This is a genomic window from Nitrosomonas marina (genome assembly GCF_900111605.1).
Classification (GTDB): domain Bacteria; phylum Pseudomonadota; class Gammaproteobacteria; order Burkholderiales; family Nitrosomonadaceae; genus Nitrosomonas; species Nitrosomonas marina_A.
In genome coordinates this window covers 67670-90776 of sequence record NZ_FOIA01000004.1, presented here as the reverse complement: position 1 = coordinate 90776, position 23107 = coordinate 67670, and the positions used below count along the sequence as shown (strand labels likewise).

The window sequence follows — 23107 nt, the reverse complement described above, 5'->3', positions numbered from 1 at the left end:
TCTAATGCCTCTTCTCTCCGAAGTCACACATTCTTGTTTCAAGATCCCTTACTGCTGCAACAAATACTTCAGCGCGGTGCACATAATTTCTGAACATGTCAAAACTTGCACATGCCGGTGACAGCAGCACCACATCATACTTTTGTGCCAGCAAAAAACCCTTCTGCACAGCCTCCTGCATGGTTGCCGCTCGCAAAACCGGTACCCTGCAGCCATCAATAGCTTCTGCGATCATGCCCGCATCCCGTCCTAGCAAGATAACAGCACGTGCCTGTGCAGCAACTACAGCATGTAATGCGGAAAAATCCTGACCCTTACCATCACCACCGGCGATTAACACCACCTTTTGCGGCAGCCCATTTAGTGCGGCAATCGTTGCACCAACATTGGTGCTTTTGGAATCATCAATAAACGTCACTGCATTAAAGGACGCTACTTTTTCCATTCGATGCGGCAGGCCCCTGAATTCCCGCAGCGAGTTTACCAGTGGATCAGCAGGCACATTTAGCGCACGGCACAGTGCCAGTGCAGCCAAAGCATTGGCAGCATTGTGGGAACCATTCACACCGAGCTCAGAAGTTCTCATTAACAACACATCACCTTCTGCCATCCAGTCATCACCATGACTGCGAACGATACCGAAATCCATCGGCGTCTCCGGTTCGCTTAACCCAAATGTCAATTGCCTTTTCTCCATCGACACCATGGCCATTGAACCGACATCATCCCGATTCAGCACCTGTATACCCGCACCATGCTGTTCGTGTTTGAATATTCTGGCTTTTGCATTGGCATAATCTTGTATGTGCGCATAACGATCCAGATGATCTTCGCTCAAATTAAGCACAGTCGCCGCATCCGCATTAAGATGCGCCGTCAATTCCAATTGAAAGCTGGATACCTCGAGAACCCACAGATCTGGCAGCTTTCCACTGTCAAGTCGCAACATTAATGCATCCAGTACCGCAGGTCCTATATTTCCTGCTACTTCAACATCATACCCAGCCTGTATCAACATGGCTCCCACCATTGCGGTTACTGTTGTCTTCCCATTTGTTCCGGTTATTGCGATTATTCTTGAATTTACGATTCCGGATTGATTCAACGCCCATTGAAATAATGTCATGTCACCCACAACCGGCACACCACGTGCGATAGCCTGTTGAACGAACGGATCCGCCATTGGCACGCCCGGACTCATGGCGATCAGCTCAATGCCGTCAAAAATCTTTTCATCAAAAGCACCTCTAAAAATTTCAACTCCAGGTTTCATATTTTCAAGAACCGCTGTGTTCGGGGGATTGCAACGGCTATCCGCCACACGCACCTTTGCGTTCTGACGAATCATCCATTTTGTTATTGACAACCCTGTTTCACCCATACCCAGTACCAGCACATGCCTTCCCTTCAGATTCATCTTAGCTTTAATGTCGACAAACCCACCAACACAAGAATAATGGTAATAATCCAGAACCTTACAACAACTTGATTCTCCTTCCATCCCTTTAATTCGAAATGATGATGCAGCGGTGCCATTCGAAATACACGCCGTCCGGTCAGTTTAAACGAAGCCACCTGCAACATAACTGACAGCGCTTCCATCACAAACACGCCGCCCATAATAATTAACACAATCTCCTGCCGGACAATTACAGTAATCACACCAAGTGCCGCGCCCAGAGACAAGGCACCGACATCCCCCATAAACACTTCTGCCGGATATGTGTTAAACCAGAGAAATGCCAGTCCGGCACCCGCTAAGGCACCGCAAAAAACCGACAATTCTCCGGCATTCGGTATATACGGAATACCAAGATAGTTTGCAAAAACAACATGACCTGCCACATAAGCAAAAATTGCCAAAGCGCCGCCAATCATTACTGTCGGCATGATAGCCAGACCATCCAGTCCGTCTGTCAGATTGACTGCATTACTGGTGCCGACTATAACCAGATAAGTCAAAACGACGAAGCCAGCCATACCCAGCGGAATCGCTATTTCCTTGAAAAAAGGCACAATCATTTCTGTCTGTTCGGGCAATTCGGCTGTCAACGCAAGATACAGCGCAACAATCAATGCAATCACTGATTGCCAGAAAAACTTGTTACGGGCTGACAACCCCTTTGGATTCCGATAAACGACTTTACGATAATCATCAATCCAGCCGATAATTCCAAATCCCAGCGTAGTCAGAAGCACAACCCAGATATACTGATTACCCAAGTCTGCCCATAGTAAAGTTGTCAACACAATTGCAACGAGAATTAAAGCTCCGCCCATTGTCGGCGTGCCAGCTTTAATCAAATGTGTTTGTGGACCGTCGTCACGAACCGATTGGCCGATTTTATACGCTGTGAGCTTACGGATCATGGTTGGCCCAATCAAAAATGAGATTGCGAGAGCGGTCAGCGCAGCCAGCATAGTACGTAAGGTAATATAGCTGAAAACATTGAATGCGCGTATATCCTGAGCCAACCATTGCGAAAACTCTAGCAACATAACGGTTTCTCCAGTCGCACTATTTCAAGTCGTATCATCATTGTCTGTCCGCATTGTTTTTAAATTCTTCTGTGTTTTATGAGCACAATCACACAACACGTTATTTCCCTTCAGCACTAGGATTTACCAGTCGTTTCATGATCTGCTCCATACGCATAAAACGCGACCCCTTGACCAGCATTGTTACATCAGCATTTAACAATTGTTCAGCGCAATCAAGCAGCGAGTTCATGTCAGTAAAATGCTGAGCATTATGTCCGAATGCCTCGCTCGTATATTTGCTCAATTCCCCGATTGTTAACAGCTTGTCTAATTTGGCTAACCGCGCCTCTTTGCCGATTATGCGATGCAGATCAATCGACGGCTCACCCAACTCACCCATATCGCCAAGCACCAAAACCTTCTTCCCTTTGGCAGTAGACAACACCGCCAGAGCAGCACGAACTGATTCAGGGTTTGCGTTATAACTGTCATCAATGAGCACAGAATTGTGACGACCACGCTTTTTCTGCAGACGCCCCTGCACACCTTTAAAAGAATGCAATCCTGCTGCAATTGATTTTTTATCAACACCAACAGCCACTGCTGCAGCGGCAGCAGCCAATGCATTACGGATATTGTGCACACCCGGCACCTGCAAATCGACTTCAATTCCGCCGTCTGGCAAATGGAGTAATAATTTGCTGCCACCAATATCTGACTGATATTCCGCAAAAACCTGCGGATTAACCTTTTTATTAAGTCCAAAATCAATAACTGTTCGATCACTGGCAAGTGTGCGCCACAAAGGTGCATGTTGATCATCTGCATTAATCACAGCAGTTCCCCGGGCATTCAAACCTGAAAAAATCTCGCCTTTGGCCTGGGCAACCGCTTCAACTGACCCTAACCCCTGTATATGCGCCAGGCCGGCATTGGTTATGATTGCCACATCAGGTTTAGCCAATTGCGTCAGATAGGCAATCTCACCCATATGATTCATACCCATCTCAATTACAACAAATCGATGAAAATCGCGCATCCGTAACAGCATGAGCGGCATACCGATATCATTATTCAGATTTCCTTCTGTAGCCAAAACGACAGGTTTAGCCGGTGAATTCTCGAACGCATCAATCAGATTGGAAGTGGACTGACCCAGAATCAAGGCCAGCATGTCCTTCACCGTTGTTTTACCGTTACTACCGGTAACCGCTATAAGTGGCATAGAAAACTGTGCGCGCCAGTAAGCTGCCAATTGCCCCAAACCTATACGCGCATCGTCGACAAAAATAAACGGCATCTCTGTTGATACCGAGTCAGCTTCAGTTTTCTGACTTACCATAGCAGCAACCGCACCGTTATTATGCGCATCTTCCACAAACCGGCACCCATCAAACCGCTCGCCGGATAATGCAACAAAAAGATCACCTTTTCGCAAGGTCCTGCTATCCGTGCTCACTCCTGTGAACCAGACGTTTTCTCCCCGCCAGCGCGCATGTAATATTTGGGCGGCCTCTTGCAATTGCATCATGCCCGCCCTCTTTTTCTGACCGACAAATCATGCAACACCTGTTGTACAACGGCTGCATCACTCAATGGGAATCTCTGACCTTTGATTTCCTGAAATACTTCATGTCCCTTGCCGGCAACCAATACGACATCGCTGTCTGATGCGCTGCTGATTGACTGGTAAATTGCCAGTTCGCGATTGACCTCCATCTGGTAGTTTGCTCTGACCGCACCCGCAATGATATCGTCGATGATTGCTTCAGGATCTTCGTTACGTGGATTATCACTTGTGAAAATAACTTCATCTGCTATGCGTGTAGCCACCTCGCCAATCAGTCGACGCTTGCCTTTGTCTCTGTCTCCGCCACACCCCAACACGCAATGCAAACGACCTGTTTTACGACTTGCTTTTCTTAATGACTTGTGCTGCAGCATCTCTCGTAAAGCCATCAATACCTTTTCCAAGGCATCCGGTGTATGCGCGTAGTCAACGATGACGACCGGCCGACCATTTCCTCCGAATTTTTCCATCCGCCCTGTAATTGGCTTTACGGCCTGCAGGGCACGCACTGCCTCTGGAAAGGTAACGCCACTTGCAAGCAGCGCTGCCGCCACTGCCAGTAAATTGACTGCATTAAACCTGCCCACCAACCCAACTTCCAATCTATCAAAATTATCCTGATATTCAATATCAAACGAAAGGCCCTGCAAATCGGATTCTAGATTCGAGCCGTATAACATATTGCATTGCTGAGAAACAGAGCTGACAACATCTTTTTGAAAACTGTATCCGATAATTTGGATGGGCTTTTGCCCAAGCTGTTGTAATAGTTCAATTCCAAGCACATCGTCAAGATTGAGCACCGCATATTTCAAGTCTGGCCAGAAAAACATCCGTGCCTTGGTTGCAGCATAAGCATCCATATCTCTGTGATAATCCAGATGATCACGAGACAAATTTGTCAATACCGCAACAGCCAGCGCGGTACCATTAATTCTTCCCTGCTCAATCCCGTGCGAAGAAACCTCAACTGCAACATTTTCTGCGCCACGCTGCAAAAATTGCCGCAAACATTTTTGTAAAAATACTGGATCGGGAGTGGTATTCACTGTTGGTTCCAGTTCATCCACAAAACCGTTACCCAACGTTCCGATCACGGCCGTTTTTTTTTGCAAAATACTCATTGCCTGTGCATACCAGTGACTGCACGATGTCTTGCCGTTTGTTCCGGTAAAACCGACTACGCACAATTTGCTTGATGGATGGCCATATACCATGTCCGCGATCAGTCCTATTTTTTCTTTCAAGCCTGGAACAGCTAGTGACGGCACTTTCCACAAAGGATTCCAGGCAAACCCTTGTGCTTCCCATACAACTGCACTGGCACCTGCTGATATTGCCTGCGCTATCATTTTGCGTGAGTCGACTTTCCGTCCCGGATAAGCGAGGAATATATCTCCTGGCTGAACGCACCGGCTGTCAGTAGCAAGGTTTGCAATGGGCACACCCAGTTTTTTCAGTTGATGAACATCAAATGATCTACTCATACGTTCAAACCTTACTGGCATCATCCCTCTTGTTCTTCCGGCGAAACAAACAGATATCTCACTATATTATTTGCAGCAGCATCATGCGGCACATTCAAAATACGCAACGCTCCCGACATCACCTGACTGAATACCGGCGCCGCTACTGCACCACCAAAATACTTTCCTGCGGATGGCTCATCCAACATTACAGCGATAATAAGACGCGGATTTGAAGCAGGCGCATACCCGACAAATGAGGAAATATATTGTTTTTTTGCATACTTACCATCGATTAGTTTATGCGCCGTCCCGGTTTTACCGGCTACGCGATAACCATTTACCTGGGCAAGCGGGGCTGTACCAGCAGGCTGGGTAGCCATTTCAAGCATTTGACTGACGGCCATTGCCGTTTCCTTGGATATAACTCGCTGCCCCATCACTGGAAACTCTTGTTTCTCCAGAGTAACCGGCTTGAGTTCGCCACCAGTTGTAAAAATTGTGTAAGCGCGAGCCAGCTGTATCAAAGAAACTGAAATACCATGACCAAATGACATGGTTGCCTGCTCGACCGGCCGCCACCGGTTATAGGGACGCAACAGACCGTTTGCTTCTCCCGGGTAACCTGTGCCAACAGGCATACCAAAACCGACATTGTCATATATCTCCCACAATGTCTGCGATGGCAGCGACAAAGCTATCTTGACCATACCGACATTACTTGAAACCTGAATGATCTCTGCAACCGACAGCATACCTTTATCGCTTACATCCCGAATCACCGACCTGCCAACTTTATATGTTCCAGGAGATGTCTGAAGCTGAGTGCCCGGATTGACATGACCGGTTTCAATCGCCACCGCAACAGGAAAAGGTTTAAGCGTCGAACCAGGTTCAAACGTATCAGTTAGGGCTCGATTTCGAATTCTTTCGCTAGTGATACTCGATCGTGAATTTGGGTTGTAAACTGGAAAATTCGTCAAGGCAAGCACCTCGCCAGTTTGTGCATCTAATACCACGATACTGCCAGCCTTGGCTTTATGGATTGCAACAGCTTTCTTTAATTCGCGATGCGCAATATGCTGAATTCGTCTATCGAGTGACAAAGCAACATCCCGCCCCGGTTTTGGCACACGAATATTTTCTACATCTTCTATTATTCGCCCTTTATTGTCCTTGATTACTCGACGACTACCTATTTCACCCGCAAGTACCGCATTCCATCCACGCTCCACACCCTCCTGCCCCTGATCGTTGATATCGGTGAACCCGACAACATGCGCCGTTCCTTCCCCTTCGGGATAATACCGCTTAAACTCTGTTTCAAACGCGATACCCGGAATTTTTAATGCATGGATACGTTCGGCCACTTCTGGCACAATCTGTCGCTTAAGATACACAAAGCGTGTTTGCTCGCGATTAATCCTCCGCTCAACTTCGGCTTCATCCATCGCGAGCAAACCTGACAACTCTCTTAATTGCGTAGGATTAATTGCGATTAATTGTGGATCGGCATACACAGAGGCAACGGGTGAACTGATAGCCAGTATTTCTCCATTACGATCAATAATCATTCCCCGGTCCGCGCTCATTTCAACAACCCGACTGAAGCGCGCCTCGCCTTCCTGCTGCAAAAAATCATTTTGCATGCCCTGCAAGTAAGCTGCGCGCACTAACAAACCAGTCATTCCCAAAATCAACAGACCCAATAGCACTCTCGCACGCCCTGCGGGCATACTGACTTGCGCGACCACTGTTCGATTAATATGTCTTAGCATTATCAAGCACTACCCAACGCGACTCATCCACTTTTCTGGTTGAAATAATTTGAACATAATCTGCAGATGGAACCTCCATATTCAATTGCATTCTGGCAGCATTTTCAATCTGTCTGCGCGCGATAAGCGTACTTTGCTCTAGTTGCAGCTTTCCCCATTCAATCTCCAGTTTGCGTGCAACCTTTCTTTCATTTTCCCAGGCCATGTTCAACTTGCGCGCTTCATGCTGTGCAGCCACCACGCCTAAAGCACATATCACCAGCAACGCAACCAGAACCAAATTAATCTTAAACATACATCATGCGCGCTCAGCCACGCGCATTACTGCACTTCGGGACCGGCTATTTGCCTCAATTTCCTGCTGCCTTGGGCGTATTGCTTTTCCAATTACTTTAAATTGCCGATGACTGAATCGCTGCAGCTCCGTTTCCCGCAAAGGTATGTTACGCGGCACCCTATCAACTCCCGCAGACTCTCGCATAAAACGTTTTACCATTCTGTCTTCCAAAGAATGAAAGCTAATCACAACCAACCGACCGCCAACCTTCAGCAGGTCCGCACTTTGCTGCAATGCTAACGACAGTTCCTCAAGTTCCTGATTGATAGCGATCCGTATCGCCTGAAAAGTACGCGTCGCCGGACTCTGCTGGCCCTCCCGCTTACGCTCACGTGAGCGCACGACCGCTGTAACAATCTTGGCAAGTTGCAATGTGGTAACAATAGGCTGCCGCGCTCTTGCCACAACAATCGCTCTTGCAATCGACCGAGCATACCGTTCTTCGCCATATTCTCTAATCACCTTTTCTAATTCAGTTTCAGAAATTGTTTCAATCCACTGCGCGGCTGTCATCCCTTTACTGACATCCATTCGCATATCCAGCGGACCATCCGCCCGTAAACTAAAACCCCTCTCAGCATTCAATTGTGGCGAGGACATACCCAGATCCAATAAAATCCCGTCCACTCTCTGTACACCCATTTGATGCAGCACCTGGCGCATTTGAGAGAAAGCAGCATGCCGGATTTCGAATCTCGGCATCTGACGTGCCGAATGCGCCTGCACCATCTGCTCTCCTGCCGCGACGGCTGCCAGATCTCTGTCTATGGCAATCAGTTGTCCATGCTGACTCAAACGCGACAAGATCAGCCGGCTATGACCACCTCTTCCATAGGTCCCATCCACATAAACACCCTCCGGTTTAATTGCCAACGCCTCAATGGCCTCATGCAACAAAACTGTAATATGCTCTGACAAACCATCACCGCCACTTCACAAGGAAAATCCTTCCAATTCTGGCGGCATATCATCCTCGCTGAAAGAAACTGCCTCCTCAATTTGCAGATCCCATTGCTGCTCATCCCAAAGTTCAAATTTTTCCCCCTGCCCAACCAGAACCACGTCTTTGGATAATCCCGCATAGCGGCGCAACGGTTGCGAAATCAGGATGCGCCCGGCTCCGTCCATATCCACATCACAGGCACTACCGATCAACAATCGCTGCATGCTTCGCACTCTCGAATTAAAACCGGAAAGCTCGCTTAATTTTTGCTCAATAGGTTCCCACACTGGCTGGGGGTAAATCAGGAGGCATTTAGACGGATCGGCGGTCACGATCAAATGTCCGGAACATTTGGAAGCCAGCTCATTGCGATACCTTGCGGGTATCGCAATTCTGCCTTTTGCATCCAAACTGAGCTGCGTGACACCTCGAAACATGTCGCCCTCTGATTGTTACAGGATAAGTTAATTCGAACTACTTCTACCCACTATTAACCACAATTCCACAGTTATTTCCACTTTAATCAAAAAAAAACCACACGTCAAGAAAAAACAAAGATATTTCTATATATATGACAAAGACTTAATCAAAGTTCATTTTGAACATAGTGTTACATAGAAAACATTGACCAAAACCCGACCAACCACTACGCCGCACGCAAATACTCACACCAGTCCGCGCACAAGCGGTGATGCATCAGGCAACAAGCCATACAAAAAAAGAATTAAAAAATAGGGAAGCCTGTTATGGCATTTGAAAAAAAGATTAGTGCGTAAAAATCGACATGCTAGTACACATCAGGTGCAGCAAGTCAAAAAAACCATAGTCATGTGATAAGATTAACAGATGGTAAAAGTGGCGTAGAAAAAATACTCGGCCTTATAAATGCGTCTTATTTTTATGAGAAATCATTCTGTTAACACGGTTATTCCTGCATTGGCATTGATCGCTATACTGAAAATATCCTTGGCATACCGATCAGGGAGACAGTCTTCACCGATGAATTACACATATTCTTCAAGCATTTTTAAACTGCCTTGCTCGGCAACGCACTGACAAGCACAGATATATCATGTATCCGCTGATAAAACGAACTTCGATACATCAGCATACCTGTACCAGAACACACCCGACCCAGACCAACTATTATACCGTTATATCAATACCTTCGCTGATTAAAATTGAGAGAAAACCGAACGCATTAAGATACTGCATTTTACCTAAACTAAAATTAAATCATCACTTCGACACACCAAAGCCACGATCGTTTACCGCGCGATTTTCGACAACTGCCAGAATCTGCTTTGCAACTTTATATCTGCACATTTTGCTCCATTGCAACAAAATAGCGATCTCTCAAGAGTTCAACGTGCGCATTAACGAATTAGTAACAGAGTCATCACCACGCCACTTTATATACCGGTTGTTATTGTTGCTAATACTCAGCTTCTTTATTGCTGCGGTTTCGGTTGCGGAAAGCAATGCTCCAGGAGCTTCTGCCCGTCACCAAACCGGGACATCGATCATCCAGCACACACCAGCAGAGGAAAATGAGCTCACATTAAGTCATGCAATCCAACTGGCACTGCTGCATAATCCCGATTTGGCCGCTTTTGCAAAAGAAACGCTGGCATTACAAGGCCTCGTTACACAGGCAGGACTATTACCTAACCCGGTCATACAATTAGACACCGAAGATGTCACTTCCCGCTCGCATGGACCTGCAGCAAGATTCGATTCTATTCGCATCAGCCAGTTATTTGAAATAGGCGGAAAACGATCTGCACGCAGACTTGCCGCCCAATTGACACAGGAAAGCGCCGAACAGGACTATGCAGCAAGACAACTGGACCTGATAGCAAAAGTTGCCAATGTTTTCCTGGAAGTGCTGGCCGGACAGGAACGAATGAAGCTTGCCCTGGCCGGACAGGAGTTGGCCCAAAAAGTAGTTGACGCAGCCTCCAAGCGAGTAAAATCCGGGAAAGCGCCGCCATTGGAGAAAACACGAGCACAAGTAGCGCTTGCCACAGCAGAAATCGAGGTAGAACAGGCGCAGCGCAACCTGGTTTCATTTCGCAAACAACTGGCATTACTCTGGGGAAACCCGGAACCACGCTTTGAACGCGCACTTGGGAATCTTGAATCATTTGTAGCTATACCCGATTTTCAGTTACTTGAAGTCCGGGTACGGCAGAACCCGCTAGCGCTTCGCAGCCTTAAGAATCTTGAACAACGCGAGGCACTGTTCCTCCTGGAAAAAGCACGCCGCATCCCGGATGTCACCATTACAGCTGGAATCCGGCGGTACGGCCATGACATACCCAATGACACGACCGCATTGGTGGGCTTGTCGATTCCGCTTCCCGTATTTGATCGTAATCAAGGCAATCTCCTGGCTGCTCAACAGCGCGTAAACAGGGCAGCGGATAAACAGGCGGCTGTCGATTTGCAATTAAGGGCTTTGCTTACACAGGCATACGAATCGTTAATTTCAGCGGATACACAAATCAATAAACTGCGAAACGAAATACTGCCAGGTGCCAGAGAAACTTTCAGAATGGCTAGCAGAGGTTACGAACTGGGAAGATTTAATTTTCTTGAATTACTAGATGCTCAGCGCACTCTGTTCCAGAATCAGACGCTGTATTTACAGGCTTTGGCTGATTACCAGCGATTGATTAATGAAATTGAACGATTAATTGCCGAACCCATAGAAAATTTCAACAAACCCTGAAAACAAACTATCGCTGCATGAATTCAAGGAGCAAGCTGTGAGCGAAACCAATATAAAGCCTATCGTTCTCGTCATCGTCGTGGGTGCAATTCTGGGTACTCTAATTCTGAATCTTGAAAAATCAGATTTTGCAGAACACGACAACCAACACACTTTTTCCGATGCCGCCAATGAAGATTCCGCACATAAAGAACAGATTGGTCCCAGGGGCGGCAGAATTTTCACTGCCGACAATTTTAGCGTGGAAATAACCATTTTTGAGAAAGGTGTTGATCCGCAATTTCGTCTATATCTCTACGAAGGCGATCAACCAATTCCGCCTGACCAGGCAAATGTTGGAATTACCCTATCCAGACTGGGCCGATCTGCCCAGCTTTTTTCGTTTAGACCTGTTGGCGATTATTTACTTGGCGATCAAGTTGTCGACGAACCACACTCATTTGATATTGCGATAACCGCGGAGCGGGATGGCAAAGAATTTAACTGGGGATACAGTCAAGTGGAAGCGCGCATCGAAATGACTACTGACACATTAACCAGCACAGGTATCCGCATTGAAACCGCCGGACCTGCAACTATCCGTCCAAATCTACAGTTACCCGGCATCATCGCATTCAATCATCACAATATCGTACGCGTCGTTCCCCGGGCTCCGGGAATAGTGCTGGAAGTGCCGCGCCATCTCGGCGAACAAATCAGCGAAGGTACTGTTCTTGCGGTTGTTGAAAGCCAATTACTCGCCGATTTGCGCAGTCAGTATCTGGCCGCACAAAAAAGACTCACTTTAGCCAACATCAATTTCGAACGCGAAAAACAGTTATGGGAAGAGAAAATAACAGCAAAACAGGAGTATCTGACAACACAGCAATTAAAAGCAGAAGCTGAAATCGCTCTGGAACTCGCCGAGGCAAAATTACATGCTATCGGTGACAGGCCTGAAGCCGTTAGCAGCCTGAAAAATCTGACACGATACGAAATTCGATCACCCATCTCAGGTTTGATCACGACTAAATCCGTCGCTCGCGGCCAAGTTATCAAAGAAGATACTGAAATTTTTACAGTGGTCGACACTTCCACAATGTACGCGGACTTAACAGTATTTCCAAAAGATCTAGGCGCTATTAGACTCGGACAAAAAGCGGTTATCAAGTCTACGGCCACAAATATAACGGGAACCGGTGAAATTACATACATCAGCGCGATGCTGAATACACAAACACGCACTGCAATGGCACGCATCATTCTCGACAATACCTCAGGTCTCTGGCGCGATGGTATGTTTGTTAGCGGAAACATCAGCACCGAAGAAATCGAGGTGCCAGTTGCCGTCTACATGGATGGTTTACAGACCCTATTCGACTGGACTGTCGTTTTTGGTCGCTATGGTGATTATTTTGAAGCTCGCCCGCTCGAACTCGGCATAAACGATGGTGAGAAAGTTGAGGTACTAAGTGGACTCCATGCTGGTGAACGGTATGCCTCAGGCAATAGTTTTGCTGTCAAGGCGGAGCTTGGCAAATCTGGCGCAGAGCATGATCACTGATTACGGCTCCATCACTATTTAGCTGGCAGCATTCGCGAACAATCATTACCAACAAAAGGATCACATCTTGTTCGAACGGATATTACAGATATCAATAAATTATCGCGGCCTAGTCATGGTAGCGGTTTTTGCCTTGTTCTTACTGGGAGTTTACAGCTATCAAAAAGTTCCCATTGATGCTGTACCGGATATTACCAATGTTCAGGTACAGATCAACACGGAGGCACCCGGTTATTCACCTTTGGAAGCCGAGCAAAGGATTACTTTTCCAATCGAGACTATCATGATGGGGCTTCCCGAACTCGACTATACACGCTCACTTTCCCGTTATGGGCTCTCGCAAGTCACGGTGGTTTTCAAAGACGGAACCGATATTTATTTTGCACGCCAGCTGGTCAGCCAGCGTATACAGGAAGTCAGGAACAGACTGCCGGTTGGAATCGAGCCTCGCATGGGACCGATCTCAACCGGACTGGGTGAGATATTCATGTGGACTGTTGATGCACAAAAAGGTGCAAAAAAACCAGATGGTACCAACTACACAGCAACTGATCTTCGGGAAATCCAGGACTGGATAATTCGACCTCAGTTACTTACTGTCAAAGGTGTCACAGAGGTGAATTCTGTCGGTGGATATGTCAAGCAGTTTCACGTAACTCCCTACCCGGAAAAGCTTATTTCCAGGGGTCTGACTCTTCAGGATGTTGTATCCGCTCTGGCAAAAAACAATTTGAATATTGGTGCTGGTTACATTGAGAAAAGCGGCGAACAATATTTGGTCAGGGTGCCCGGGCAAGTCACCAACCTTACCGAGATCGGCGAAATCATTCTCGATAATCGACAGGGCATTCCAATCCGTATCAAGGATGTAGCAGATGTCATTCTCGGCAAAGAACTGCGTAACGGCGCCGCCACCCAGAACGGCAAAGAGGTCGTGCTCGGTACTGTCCATATGTTAATCGGTGAAAACAGCCAGATAGTGTCTGAAGCGGCCGCACAGAAATTACGGGAAATCAACCGCAACCTGCCAGAAGGTATTGTGGCGGCACCTGTATACAATCGCACCACACTGGTTGACAAAACCATACAAACAGTCGCATCCAATCTAACGGAAGGCGCTATTCTCGTTATTGTTGTACTGTTTTTATTTCTCGGCAACCTGCGCGCTGCACTGATAGCCGCGCTGGTGATTCCGCTATCAATGCTCTTCACATTAACAGGCATGGCTGCAAATAATGTCAGCGCCAACCTGATGAGCCTTGGTGCACTGGACTTTGGCATCATCGTCGATGGCGCTATCGTTATTATTGAAAACTGCATCAGGCATCTGGCGCAAGAACAGGCGAGACTAAAACGACTTCTGACACTTCCCGAGCGCCTGGAAATTGTTTTTTCAGCCAGCAAAGAAACGCGGCGCGCACTGCTGTTCGGTCAAACCATAATCCTGATCGTCTATATTCCTATCTTTGCCTTATCAGGGGTAGAAGGAAAAATGTTTCACCCAATGGCCTACACTGTTGTAGCAGCCCTGGTCGGCGCAATCATTCTATCCATTACCTTTGTACCCGCAGCAGTTGCCCTGTTTCTGACCGGCGACATACAAGATACGGAAAACAAGACCGTAAAAGGCTTTAAACAGATTTATCTACCGATGCTGCTGTGGGCAATGCGCAACAAAGCGCTGACCGTAACACTTGCAGTAATGATTATGATTCTTTCCGCATTACTCGCCACCCGACTTGGCAGCGAATTCGTGCCCAGCTTGAATGAAGGTGATATTGCATTGCACGCCATCCGCATTCCGGGCACCAGCCTGTCAACTGCGATCGAAATGCAGAATGAACTGGAGAAGAAAATCAAATCGTTCGCCGAAGTTGAACGGGTTTTTTCAAAAATCGGCACACCAGAAATCGCAACCGATCCTATGCCACCCAGCGTGGCTGACATCTTCATTATTCTGAAAGACCAGAACCAATGGGAAGGTCCATACAAAACCAAAGACGCGCTTATTGCCGCCATGGAAAAAGCAGTATTCGATGTACCCGGCAACAATTACGAATTCACGCAACCGATACAAATGCGGTTTAATGAACTGATTTCAGGTGTTCGCGCCGACGTCGCAGTAAAGATATTTGGCGACGACATGGATATCTTGCATGACGTTGGCGATGAAATTCTGGCGATCATAGAGACTATTCCGGGAGCCGCTGATGCAAAAATAGAACAAATAACCGGTCTGCCCATGCTCTCTATTCATTTGGATCGGGCTAAAATGGCACGCTACGGCCTAAATGTATCGGATGTTCAGAATATTGTCGCTATCGCCATTGGCGGCATGTCTACCGGCCTTATTTACGAAGGTGACAGGCGTTTCAACCTCCTGGTACGTTTACCCGAACAGTTACGCGGGGATATAGAAGCACTTAAACGATTACCTATCGAACTGCCGAATGCAACATTAAACCTGCAACCAGATGCGTTGCCACCCCCGGCCTATCTGACACTAGATGACATTGCTGATTTCGAGGTCATAACCGGCCCGAACCAGATCAGCCGTGAGAATGGCAAGCGCAGGGTGGTTGTCAGCGCAAATGTCCGCGGCACCGATCTCGGCACTTTTGTACATGCGGCACAGGCACGAATTGCAGAAGAAATAAAAATTCCACCTGGTTACTGGATTGTATGGGGCGGTCAATACGAACAACTGGTTTCAGCAACGGAACGTTTAATCATCATTGTACCCATTGCACTCGGTCTAATTTTTATTCTGCTCTATTTGATGTTTGGAAACCTGCGTGACGGGTTGCTGGTCTTCACTGGCGTACCCTTTGCATTTACAGGCGGCATCTTAGCACTATGGCTGCGCGACATTCCATTCTCGATATCTGCGGCTATTGGTTTTATTGCTTTATCAGGTATCGCTGTATTGAATGGCCTGGTACTGCTATCATTTATTCGCAACTTAAGAGAAAAGGGTTATTCACTGGACGACGCAATTAAAACGGGTGCATTGACACGTCTGCGACCGGTATTGATGACAGACCTGACTGATGCTATCGGATTTCTGCCGATGGCACTGGCCATTAGTATTGGCGCAGAAGTACAACGACCCTTAGCTACTGTCGTTATTGGCGGTACGTTTACATCGACGACGCTAACCATGCTGGTACTACCGGTTTTGTACCATATTATCTACAATAAAAGAACAGAAAATATAAACAAAAAGTGAACATGAATTGATCAAGAATGTCGAAAAACTTGACACTTTTTTATCAACCGCCCCGGCATAAATGACGATCGATTAGCAACTTGTTGTATTTCTGAATTAATTTATTTGCCTATCAAACTGGCCCGATACTTGCTTATTTATTGATAAGACTATATTGTATCCATTATTGATGAATACACCTGCGAGATTTATCAAGCATGACTGAAAAACGATCACACTTACAAACTGAAACTGCACGGCAGTCACTTAAAGCGTCCATGGATAACATTCATAAGCATAAGAGAAGAAAATTATTAAAAGGAACAGTGGCGGTGCCGGTTGTCATGACGCTATATAGTGGCGCGGCTTTGGCTCGTACCAGCAATATCACGGGGGAAGCGGATTCTATCGAAAATGCCGTTTTCAAAGACACAATCAACGGCCCTCAATTACTGTGTGTTTTTCCCGATCCGATGCAAACACAAATTCCCGGCGGCCCTTATGATCTCGGTCAGTTTCCGCAGGCAACACTTATCCAAGAGCCCAAGATTGACCTCACCGCAAGTGCTGAAACAGTTTTAACCAGTAAAATGCAGCAATTGGAGGAATGCCATGCTCGCGGTGGAATCATGATTTCGGCTGTTGCGTATACTTCGATCATGAGTAAAACGGGTATCAACATCAATCCGACCTGGTAGCCAGCCAAAACCTGATTACACATTCTGTCAATTCGAGCTGACGCAAATATTCGGCAAGGCAGTCGACATAAGATAGACAAGCCGTCAGAAAACTCATCATGACTGTATCTTCTTGGATTTTAGATGCAGTCTTTTGTTTGTTTAGCTATTTTTGTCTGCAGCATACAGCTTCCACAAGCACCTGAACCGATTTAACAATGGGCGGTGCATGTTCCTTTGATTCAGTCTAATGATAAACTCCAGTTTTTAGATTGATTCTGCACAAGCATGCACTGGCGAACAAATCATTTTGAAACATTGCTGATTGAAAACTGGGACGAAGAGTATACTGTTTTCCAGCCAGATTCCGGCAAAACTCACTTTTTAAATCACATGAGCATGAAAATGCTCATTTACCTTGATCAGAAGCCGGCAACACTTGAAGAAATCAGCGCTTATTTGGCAGTGCAGTTTCAGCAAGAACCAGATCATGATTTTCAGCGAAATATAGAAAAGGTACTTTATCATTTTGACACATTGGGACTAGTCAAAAAATCATTTGTGGGTTCTTGACATGGTGGTCAACCAGATTCCATTTGAAGAATTTCATATGCTATTACACAGACAAGGACTGAGAGTTGCAATTGGTCCTTTCAATGTCTGCATCCATACGTCATACAAACCACTGATTGAACAACTTTATCTGCTCTACAGTCATTACCGAATAACACAAGATGAAATCGCCGAATTTCATGTACGAATCGTGACAGAACGTTCCCTCAGGAATCCGTTCAAACGTAATATCCGTTTTCTGCTGGATGGCCAGTCTCCTTTTGAAAGTTTCCCTCAGGAACAAGCACTTGCAGTACTGGAATGGGGCATTAATCTGGCTATAGCTGTCCGGGTCAATCACCTGTTGCTACTACATTCGGCTGTAGTTGAAAAAAACGGTCACGTAATTTTATTTCCTGCCTGGCCGGGAAGCGGAAAAACAACTTTATGCACAGTCCTGTCTTATCAGGGATTCCGCCTGTTTTCTGACGAGTTTGGACTGATGGACACACAGCAGCAACTTTTTCTTCCGATTCCACGTTTAATGCCGCTTAAAAACGAATCTATCGCCGTCATCCGCAACTATCTACCCGATATAGTTATGGGTCGCCCCATACCAAACACCCAAAAAGGAACCGTTGCGCATGTCCGTCCACCAGAAAAAAGTATTTTACTGTCGAAACATACCTGTAAGGCCAGATGGATAATTTTTCCCAAATGGATAGCTGATACGCCGGTTAAAATTGAAGCAATTTCCGATTCTGAAGCGTTTATGATGCTTGCAAGCAACGCATTCAATTATGAAGCACTAGGCGCGACTGGGTTTTGCGCAGTTGCCGACCTGATTCGCAGTTGTGATTGCTTTAAACTAGTATATTCTGATTTCGACAGCGTCATGGAAGTTTTGCATCAACTGACCAATGAAACTTGATCTTCCCCCGCATTGTCAGATTTTACTCAACGGATTAACCAACCCCGCCTGTCTCACTCGCTATTGTGACTCGGATTGGGAACTGCTGATCCGGATGGCAAGGCGTGTAAAATTACTCGGACGCTTGGGATTACTCGTAAAGGAATATGGTACCTGGGATCAGGTTCCGCCAAGAGTCTCCACTCAATTGACATCGGGACTCGTTCAGGTTGAAAAACTGCAACAGCTTAACCGATGGGAGTTAAACAGAGTTCTTTGGGCACTAAATGACTTTGACACCTCAATTATCGCACTAAAGGGCATCGCATACAGTTTAGCAGCGATACCGCACGCATCGGGACGTTTATCCGTCGATCTCGATTTACTGGTCCACCAGTCGGATCTGGCAGACATTGAGTCACTACTTGTGGTCAAAGGCTGGAAGCATCGCCCGCTTTCAGCCTACGATGAGCACTATTACCGCGTATGGAGCCATGAGATTCCACCGTTGGTACATGCCGAACGAGAAACTGAGGTCGATATTCATCATACACTGATACCCCTGACCAATCGGGTGAAAATCGACCCAAAACTGCTCTTCGACGCTGCCATTCCAGTCAAGAATTCAACCATCAGACTGTTGAGTCCGGTTGATATGGTCATTCATTGCGCCGTAAATCTGTTTCAGAATAATGAGCTCGCTAACGATCTCAGGGATTTGCTGGACCTGCATGATTTAATGGTTTTTTTTAGTGAACGAACGCCTGATTTCTGGACGTGGTTAATTGATCGCTCCAACCAGTTGAAATTAAGCAAGACCGTGTTTTATGGCCTGTATTTCAGTCAACTGATATTCAATACGCCTGTACCTGGAAAAGCCCTTGTTCGTCTGCATGCACGACCAGGAAGGCTGAAACTGTGGATAATGCACCGGCTGGTGCCATTAGCATTATTTCCGCAGCACCCGGACAAACCGATGCTGTCCGCATCACTTGCACGACTGCTAATGTACCTGCGCAGCCATTTGATTCGCATGCCGCTTTATATTTTACTGCCACATCTGATTTACAAATCACTCCGCAAGATACGATTTAAAAGCAGAAAAAGTCGTTCTTAACCGGGATAATTAACGGTTTTGTCATATATTAAACTGTCGACATAAATCTCGGTTGATGCAAATTAGTTTGACGAGATTATTATGAGAATGCTGTTCAGCAAGCAGAAAAAAGATGAAACGCCTCTCAAGCGGGCACTCCTTTAAACCCTCTGGCTACACGAAAATAGACACGTCTTAGAACTATTCCATTGTTATGGATCGTACGATACTGAACTGCACCGGGTTGAATCAGCATTTGTTTCAAATTATCACCCTCGCGAATTTGATCCAGGTGAGCCGGTTTCATGCCAACCTGAATAATTGCTCTGTTTGTAGGTAGCTGAGATGGAAACCAGTAACTGTACATTGCGCCACTGTCACCAAACAAATTTCGCGAGCGAATATCAAGATCACCACGCGCATGATTATAGAAATATAAACTGCTTGCAACCGACCATTTACTCATACCGACAACTATTGGTTCCATACCGGATTGCTTTCTGACTTCTTCCGCAATCTGCTCAACCACATAGGTTGTTTCGCGCCAAAAATAATGCTCTGTGAACAAATGATAAGGGATTCCTGGCACTCCCAGAACAAGATAATGCAAAGTAAATGCATACACTAGCAGACAAATCGCGATTGTATGTTGCCATGTACGCTGCACCCAGGCAGCAAATCTGTTCACACCTTCCGTTTTAACAAGCATCCAGGCGATAGACGGCAATACCGCAAGCCAGATAGGTCCTGTCCAATGAAATTTTGGATGGTCGAATGTACTGAAAACCAGAAACACCAAAAACGGTACACCGGTCATGATCTGTATAAACAGCTGCTTTCTGGCTCCTGATTTGTATGGAAATATATTCTGTTTTTCGCTACCAGCGTGTTGAGTCAGCGCCAGAACCGCAGCAAGAAAACCAACAGGTGTTAACAGAATGATTATGTAAATAATCAAAAAATGAACTGAAAACTGACTGCTGTTTGCCACATGTCGCGTCGATTGAAATACAAAAGACGCCCAGTCATGCTGGAAATTCCAGATTAACACCGGTGAAAAAATAAGCAATGCAAGAATAATCGCCAGATAAAGGTGCGGTCGCGCCATCGATCGGCGTGCCACAGGATCGATTAACACAAAAACCAACGCAGCCAGCCCCAGTAAGCCCAATGTATATTTGGATAGCATGCCGAGGCCGAATGCCACACCCACACCCAGCCATGCCGACTGTTGATCCGCGACAAGCGCCCGCTCCATAAAAAAAAGCGCAGCCATCCAGGCGGCTGCCAGCGGAGCATCCGGTGTCATCAAAAATCCGGATGCAAAACCCATTGGCAACACAGAAAACAACAGTATCGCCCGGAATGCAGTTGATTTATCGTATAGATTCTGCGCGTAAGCATAAAGAAACCCCAACACCAACAGACTGCACACAAATGCCCCTGCACGCACTCCCGCTTCATTATCACCAAAAATGGCAGTGCTCAACCAGATCAGCCAGGCAACCATCGGTGGATGATCATAAAAACTCAAATCCATATGTTGAGCATATTGCCAGTAATAAGCCTCATCCGGTATTAGTTGCGCAAGACCAAGATAGATTAGGCGTAACAGAATACAGAATCCCACGACACCGACTGCAGCAACACGCCAGCGCATATGCTGCGATGGAAAATGTTGCCCGTTTGGAAAAACATAAAAAGCGGTGCCCAGATAGTTAACCATGGCAGTTGCAGCAATGGCAGGAAATATGGCCACAGATGGCGACATATTCAGTATATGCACACATAACGCAAGCACTCCGCCTCGCAACAGCAGCGAAAGCGCGCCAATCGTAAGAAAACGTATAAACTGAGTCCACTGCAAATGGTAAATATCGTTGGCACGAAACGACCAAGTTGCGTTCATTGCATAATTTATGCAAATCGCTACCAGAAAACTGGCAATATGCGCCAGAGCGAGCCCGGTTTCGCGACTGATCATCCACTGGAACATTAGAACATCGGCCACCATGCCCAACAACCCTACTACTGCAAAACGACCTGCTGTACCTGCGGAAACCGAACCGCCTGCCAGTGTCATCAAGCGCTGCAAATAAGTCAGTTGATGAGAAAATGAAAGCTTAGAAGCACCATGTGCACGGTCACGAAAACAGATTGGAATCTCTTTGATACGCAGATTACCGTCGTTGGCCATCAGAATCTCGAGTAAAATCTTGTAACCGTGGGCCTGTTTTGAAACGGTCGCGGCGAACTCGCGCCGAAATGCAAAAAAGCCTGAGGTCGCGTCACTGACATCACAAAAAGGGCGAGCCAGCCAGCCGCCAATGCGCGACAGCATATGCCTATAAAAAGGCCATCCATGAACACCACCCCCATCTATATACCGACTGCCAATAACCACATCATATTGATCATGCAGTAAAGGTTCAACCAAGGCTTTTAACTGCTCGTGCGGATGGCTTAAATCGGCGTCCATGACAACAATGATATCGCTTTGTGCTGCATCCGTTCCGGCCAGAATCGAAGCCGTCAAATCTGGTTTACCGGATCTCTCGATCAAATGTATATTGGTATGTTTCTGCCAGTTGCGTATTTTCTCGGGTGTGCCGTCGTTTGAACTGTCGTCGACAAAAATAACTTCAAACGTGTCGGATGGAATATTTAATGCAAAAAGACGTGCTAACAGTAAATCTATATTTTCTGACTCATTCAGTGTCGGAACAACAATCGAAAATTGAGTCATGCAATCTCACAGATTTCAGATGTAAATTTTTGGCTTAACATTTTTATTTTTTTTGCTGTCGCTGATACTTAGCGACAGCCCGATTATGGTCTGCGAGGTTGGTAGAAAAAATCGACTCTCCATTACCTTTTGCAACAAAATAGAGTGAATCGGTCGCTGCCGGATTAACTGCTGCATAAATAGATGCAAGACCGGGCATTGCTATCGGGGTTGGCGGCAAACCGGAACGTGTATAGGTATTGTAGTCATGATCCGTCTGCAGATCTATTTTACGCAAATTACCATCAAACTGGTTTCCTAGACCGTAAATCACAGTCGGGTCAGTTTGCAAGCGCATACCGATACGCAACCGATTGATAAAAACGCCCGCAATCTCTGCACGATCACTGTCCAATCCGGTTTCTTTCTCGACTATAGATGCTAGAATCAGCGCTTCATACGGAGATTCCAGCGGCAATGAATCCTTCCGCATTGACCAGGCTTCCTGTAAATGTTTTTGCATTGCCCGATAGGCGCGTTGCAAGACCTCTACATCCTTACTGTTTTTAATAACGTAATAGGTATCAGGAAAGAAAAGACCCTCTGCGGCATTTTCGCTGGCGCCAATTAAACGAAGAATTTCTTCTTCATTCAATCCGATGGTTGTATTCTGTATGTTTGGGTGTGCATACAACGCTTCCATGAACTGAGAAAATGTCCAACCTTCAATAAATCTGACTTCATTTTGCCGTATATCACCTTTAATCAGGTATGCCAGCAGGGCTATTTGAGAAATTTCCTGTGTCAGTCGATAGTCACCGGCCTTGATGGCCGACTCTTTTCCAAGCAAGCGTGATAACAAAACGAAGGACCAGCTGTTTGGAAGTATACCTTCATGAACCAATTGGCTACTTATCTGCTTTAAATTGCTGCCTGGTTCAATTGAAAACTCATAAGGCACAACCGGCAAAGGTAAATTGCGATGATAATGATAATAAAGCCATCCTAGAGTCAGGATGGCTATAAAAACAAATCCGAAGAGAAAAATAAACAGGCGTTTTAGCGAAAGCATGCGCCAACGAATCTA

17 protein-coding genes are annotated in these 23107 nt (G+C 46.3%); 7 read left to right on the top strand and 10 right to left on the bottom strand.

All coding sequences use genetic code 11. The features are described from left to right. Position 1: 1 nt before the first annotated feature. The 8 genes from murD to mraZ form a co-directional block, all read right to left on the bottom strand. Entirely contained in the window at positions 2 to 1417 is a 1416-nt protein-coding gene (gene murD, locus BMY62_RS02975; protein WP_090656387.1) for a UDP-N-acetylmuramoyl-L-alanine--D-glutamate ligase, read from the bottom strand. Continuing rightward, the gene (gene mraY, locus BMY62_RS02970) at positions 1414 to 2499 is read right to left on the bottom strand and encodes a phospho-N-acetylmuramoyl-pentapeptide-transferase (protein ID WP_090656384.1); all 1086 of its coding nucleotides are present in this window, start codon (positions 2497 to 2499) and stop codon (positions 1414 to 1416) included. The genes murD and mraY overlap by 4 nt, the downstream gene beginning before the upstream one ends. 100 nt (positions 2500 to 2599) lie before the next feature. After that, complete coding sequence (locus BMY62_RS02965) at positions 2600 to 4012, bottom strand: UDP-N-acetylmuramoyl-tripeptide--D-alanyl-D-alanine ligase (RefSeq protein WP_090656380.1); 1413 nt, start codon at positions 4010 to 4012, stop codon at positions 2600 to 2602. Next, the gene (locus tag BMY62_RS02960; protein WP_256207404.1) at positions 4009 to 5538 is read right to left on the bottom strand and encodes a UDP-N-acetylmuramoyl-L-alanyl-D-glutamate--2,6-diaminopimelate ligase; all 1530 of its coding nucleotides are present in this window, start codon (positions 5536 to 5538) and stop codon (positions 4009 to 4011) included. The genes BMY62_RS02965 and BMY62_RS02960 overlap by 4 nt, the downstream gene beginning before the upstream one ends. A gap of 20 nt (positions 5539 to 5558) precedes the next feature. Then, entirely contained in the window at positions 5559 to 7295 is a 1737-nt protein-coding gene (locus BMY62_RS02955) for a peptidoglycan D,D-transpeptidase FtsI family protein (protein ID WP_090656378.1), read from the bottom strand. Further along, complete coding sequence (ftsL, locus tag BMY62_RS02950) at positions 7279 to 7590, bottom strand: cell division protein FtsL (protein WP_090656374.1); 312 nt, start codon at positions 7588 to 7590, stop codon at positions 7279 to 7281. Before ftsL ends, BMY62_RS02955 begins: the two co-directional genes overlap by 17 nt. A 3-nt stretch (positions 7591 to 7593) precedes the next feature. Continuing rightward, a complete protein-coding gene (gene rsmH, locus BMY62_RS02945) occupies positions 7594 to 8550 on the bottom strand; it encodes a 16S rRNA (cytosine(1402)-N(4))-methyltransferase RsmH (protein ID WP_090656371.1) in 957 nt (318 codons plus the stop codon). 15 nt (positions 8551 to 8565) lie between these two features. Beyond that, complete coding sequence (mraZ, locus tag BMY62_RS02940; protein ID WP_090656367.1) at positions 8566 to 9012, bottom strand: division/cell wall cluster transcriptional repressor MraZ; 447 nt, start codon at positions 9010 to 9012, stop codon at positions 8566 to 8568. Between the two features lie 932 nt (positions 9013 to 9944). On the opposite strand from mraZ, the gene BMY62_RS02935 reads away from it, so the two are divergent. From BMY62_RS02935 to BMY62_RS02905, 7 genes are all read left to right on the top strand, one after another. Continuing rightward, the gene (locus BMY62_RS02935) at positions 9945 to 11309 is read left to right on the top strand and encodes a TolC family protein (protein ID WP_256207403.1); all 1365 of its coding nucleotides are present in this window, start codon (positions 9945 to 9947) and stop codon (positions 11307 to 11309) included. A 37-nt stretch (positions 11310 to 11346) separates the two neighbouring features. Beyond that, positions 11347 to 12852 carry an efflux RND transporter periplasmic adaptor subunit gene (locus BMY62_RS02930; RefSeq protein ID WP_090656360.1) on the top strand — a complete coding sequence of 502 codons (1506 nt, stop codon included), beginning with the start codon at positions 11347 to 11349 and terminating at the stop codon, positions 12850 to 12852. Between the two features lie 67 nt (positions 12853 to 12919). Continuing rightward, positions 12920 to 16081: an efflux RND transporter permease subunit gene (locus BMY62_RS02925; RefSeq protein ID WP_090656357.1), complete on the top strand. Its 3162-nt coding sequence runs from the start codon at positions 12920 to 12922 to the stop codon at positions 16079 to 16081. 197 nt (positions 16082 to 16278) lie between these two features. Beyond that, positions 16279 to 16758 (top strand): hypothetical protein, encoded by a 480-nt coding sequence (locus BMY62_RS02920; protein WP_090656354.1) that lies wholly within the window; start codon positions 16279 to 16281, stop codon positions 16756 to 16758. Between the two features lie 297 nt (positions 16759 to 17055). Then, positions 17056 to 17310, top strand: a complete 255-nt coding sequence (locus tag BMY62_RS02915; protein ID WP_177170276.1) for an HPr-rel-A system PqqD family peptide chaperone — start codon at positions 17056 to 17058, stop codon at positions 17308 to 17310. A 1-nt stretch (position 17311) separates the two neighbouring features. Further along, on the top strand, positions 17312 to 18220 hold the full coding sequence (locus tag BMY62_RS02910; protein ID WP_090656348.1) for an HprK-related kinase A: 909 nt from the start codon (positions 17312 to 17314) through the stop codon (positions 18218 to 18220). Then, a complete protein-coding gene (locus BMY62_RS02905) occupies positions 18210 to 19316 on the top strand; it encodes a nucleotidyltransferase domain-containing protein (RefSeq protein WP_090656344.1) in 1107 nt (368 codons plus the stop codon). Before BMY62_RS02910 ends, BMY62_RS02905 begins: the two co-directional genes overlap by 11 nt. A 124-nt stretch (positions 19317 to 19440) precedes the next feature. Here the strand turns inward: BMY62_RS02905 and BMY62_RS02900 are convergent, their stop codons facing one another. Further along, on the bottom strand, positions 19441 to 22041 hold the full coding sequence (locus BMY62_RS02900; RefSeq protein WP_090656341.1) for a glycosyltransferase family 39 protein: 2601 nt from the start codon (positions 22039 to 22041) through the stop codon (positions 19441 to 19443). 43 nt (positions 22042 to 22084) lie between these two features. Next, positions 22085 to 23092: an endolytic transglycosylase MltG gene (mltG, locus tag BMY62_RS02895; RefSeq protein ID WP_090656338.1), complete on the bottom strand. Its 1008-nt coding sequence runs from the start codon at positions 23090 to 23092 to the stop codon at positions 22085 to 22087. Positions 23093 to 23107: the final 15 nt, after the last annotated feature.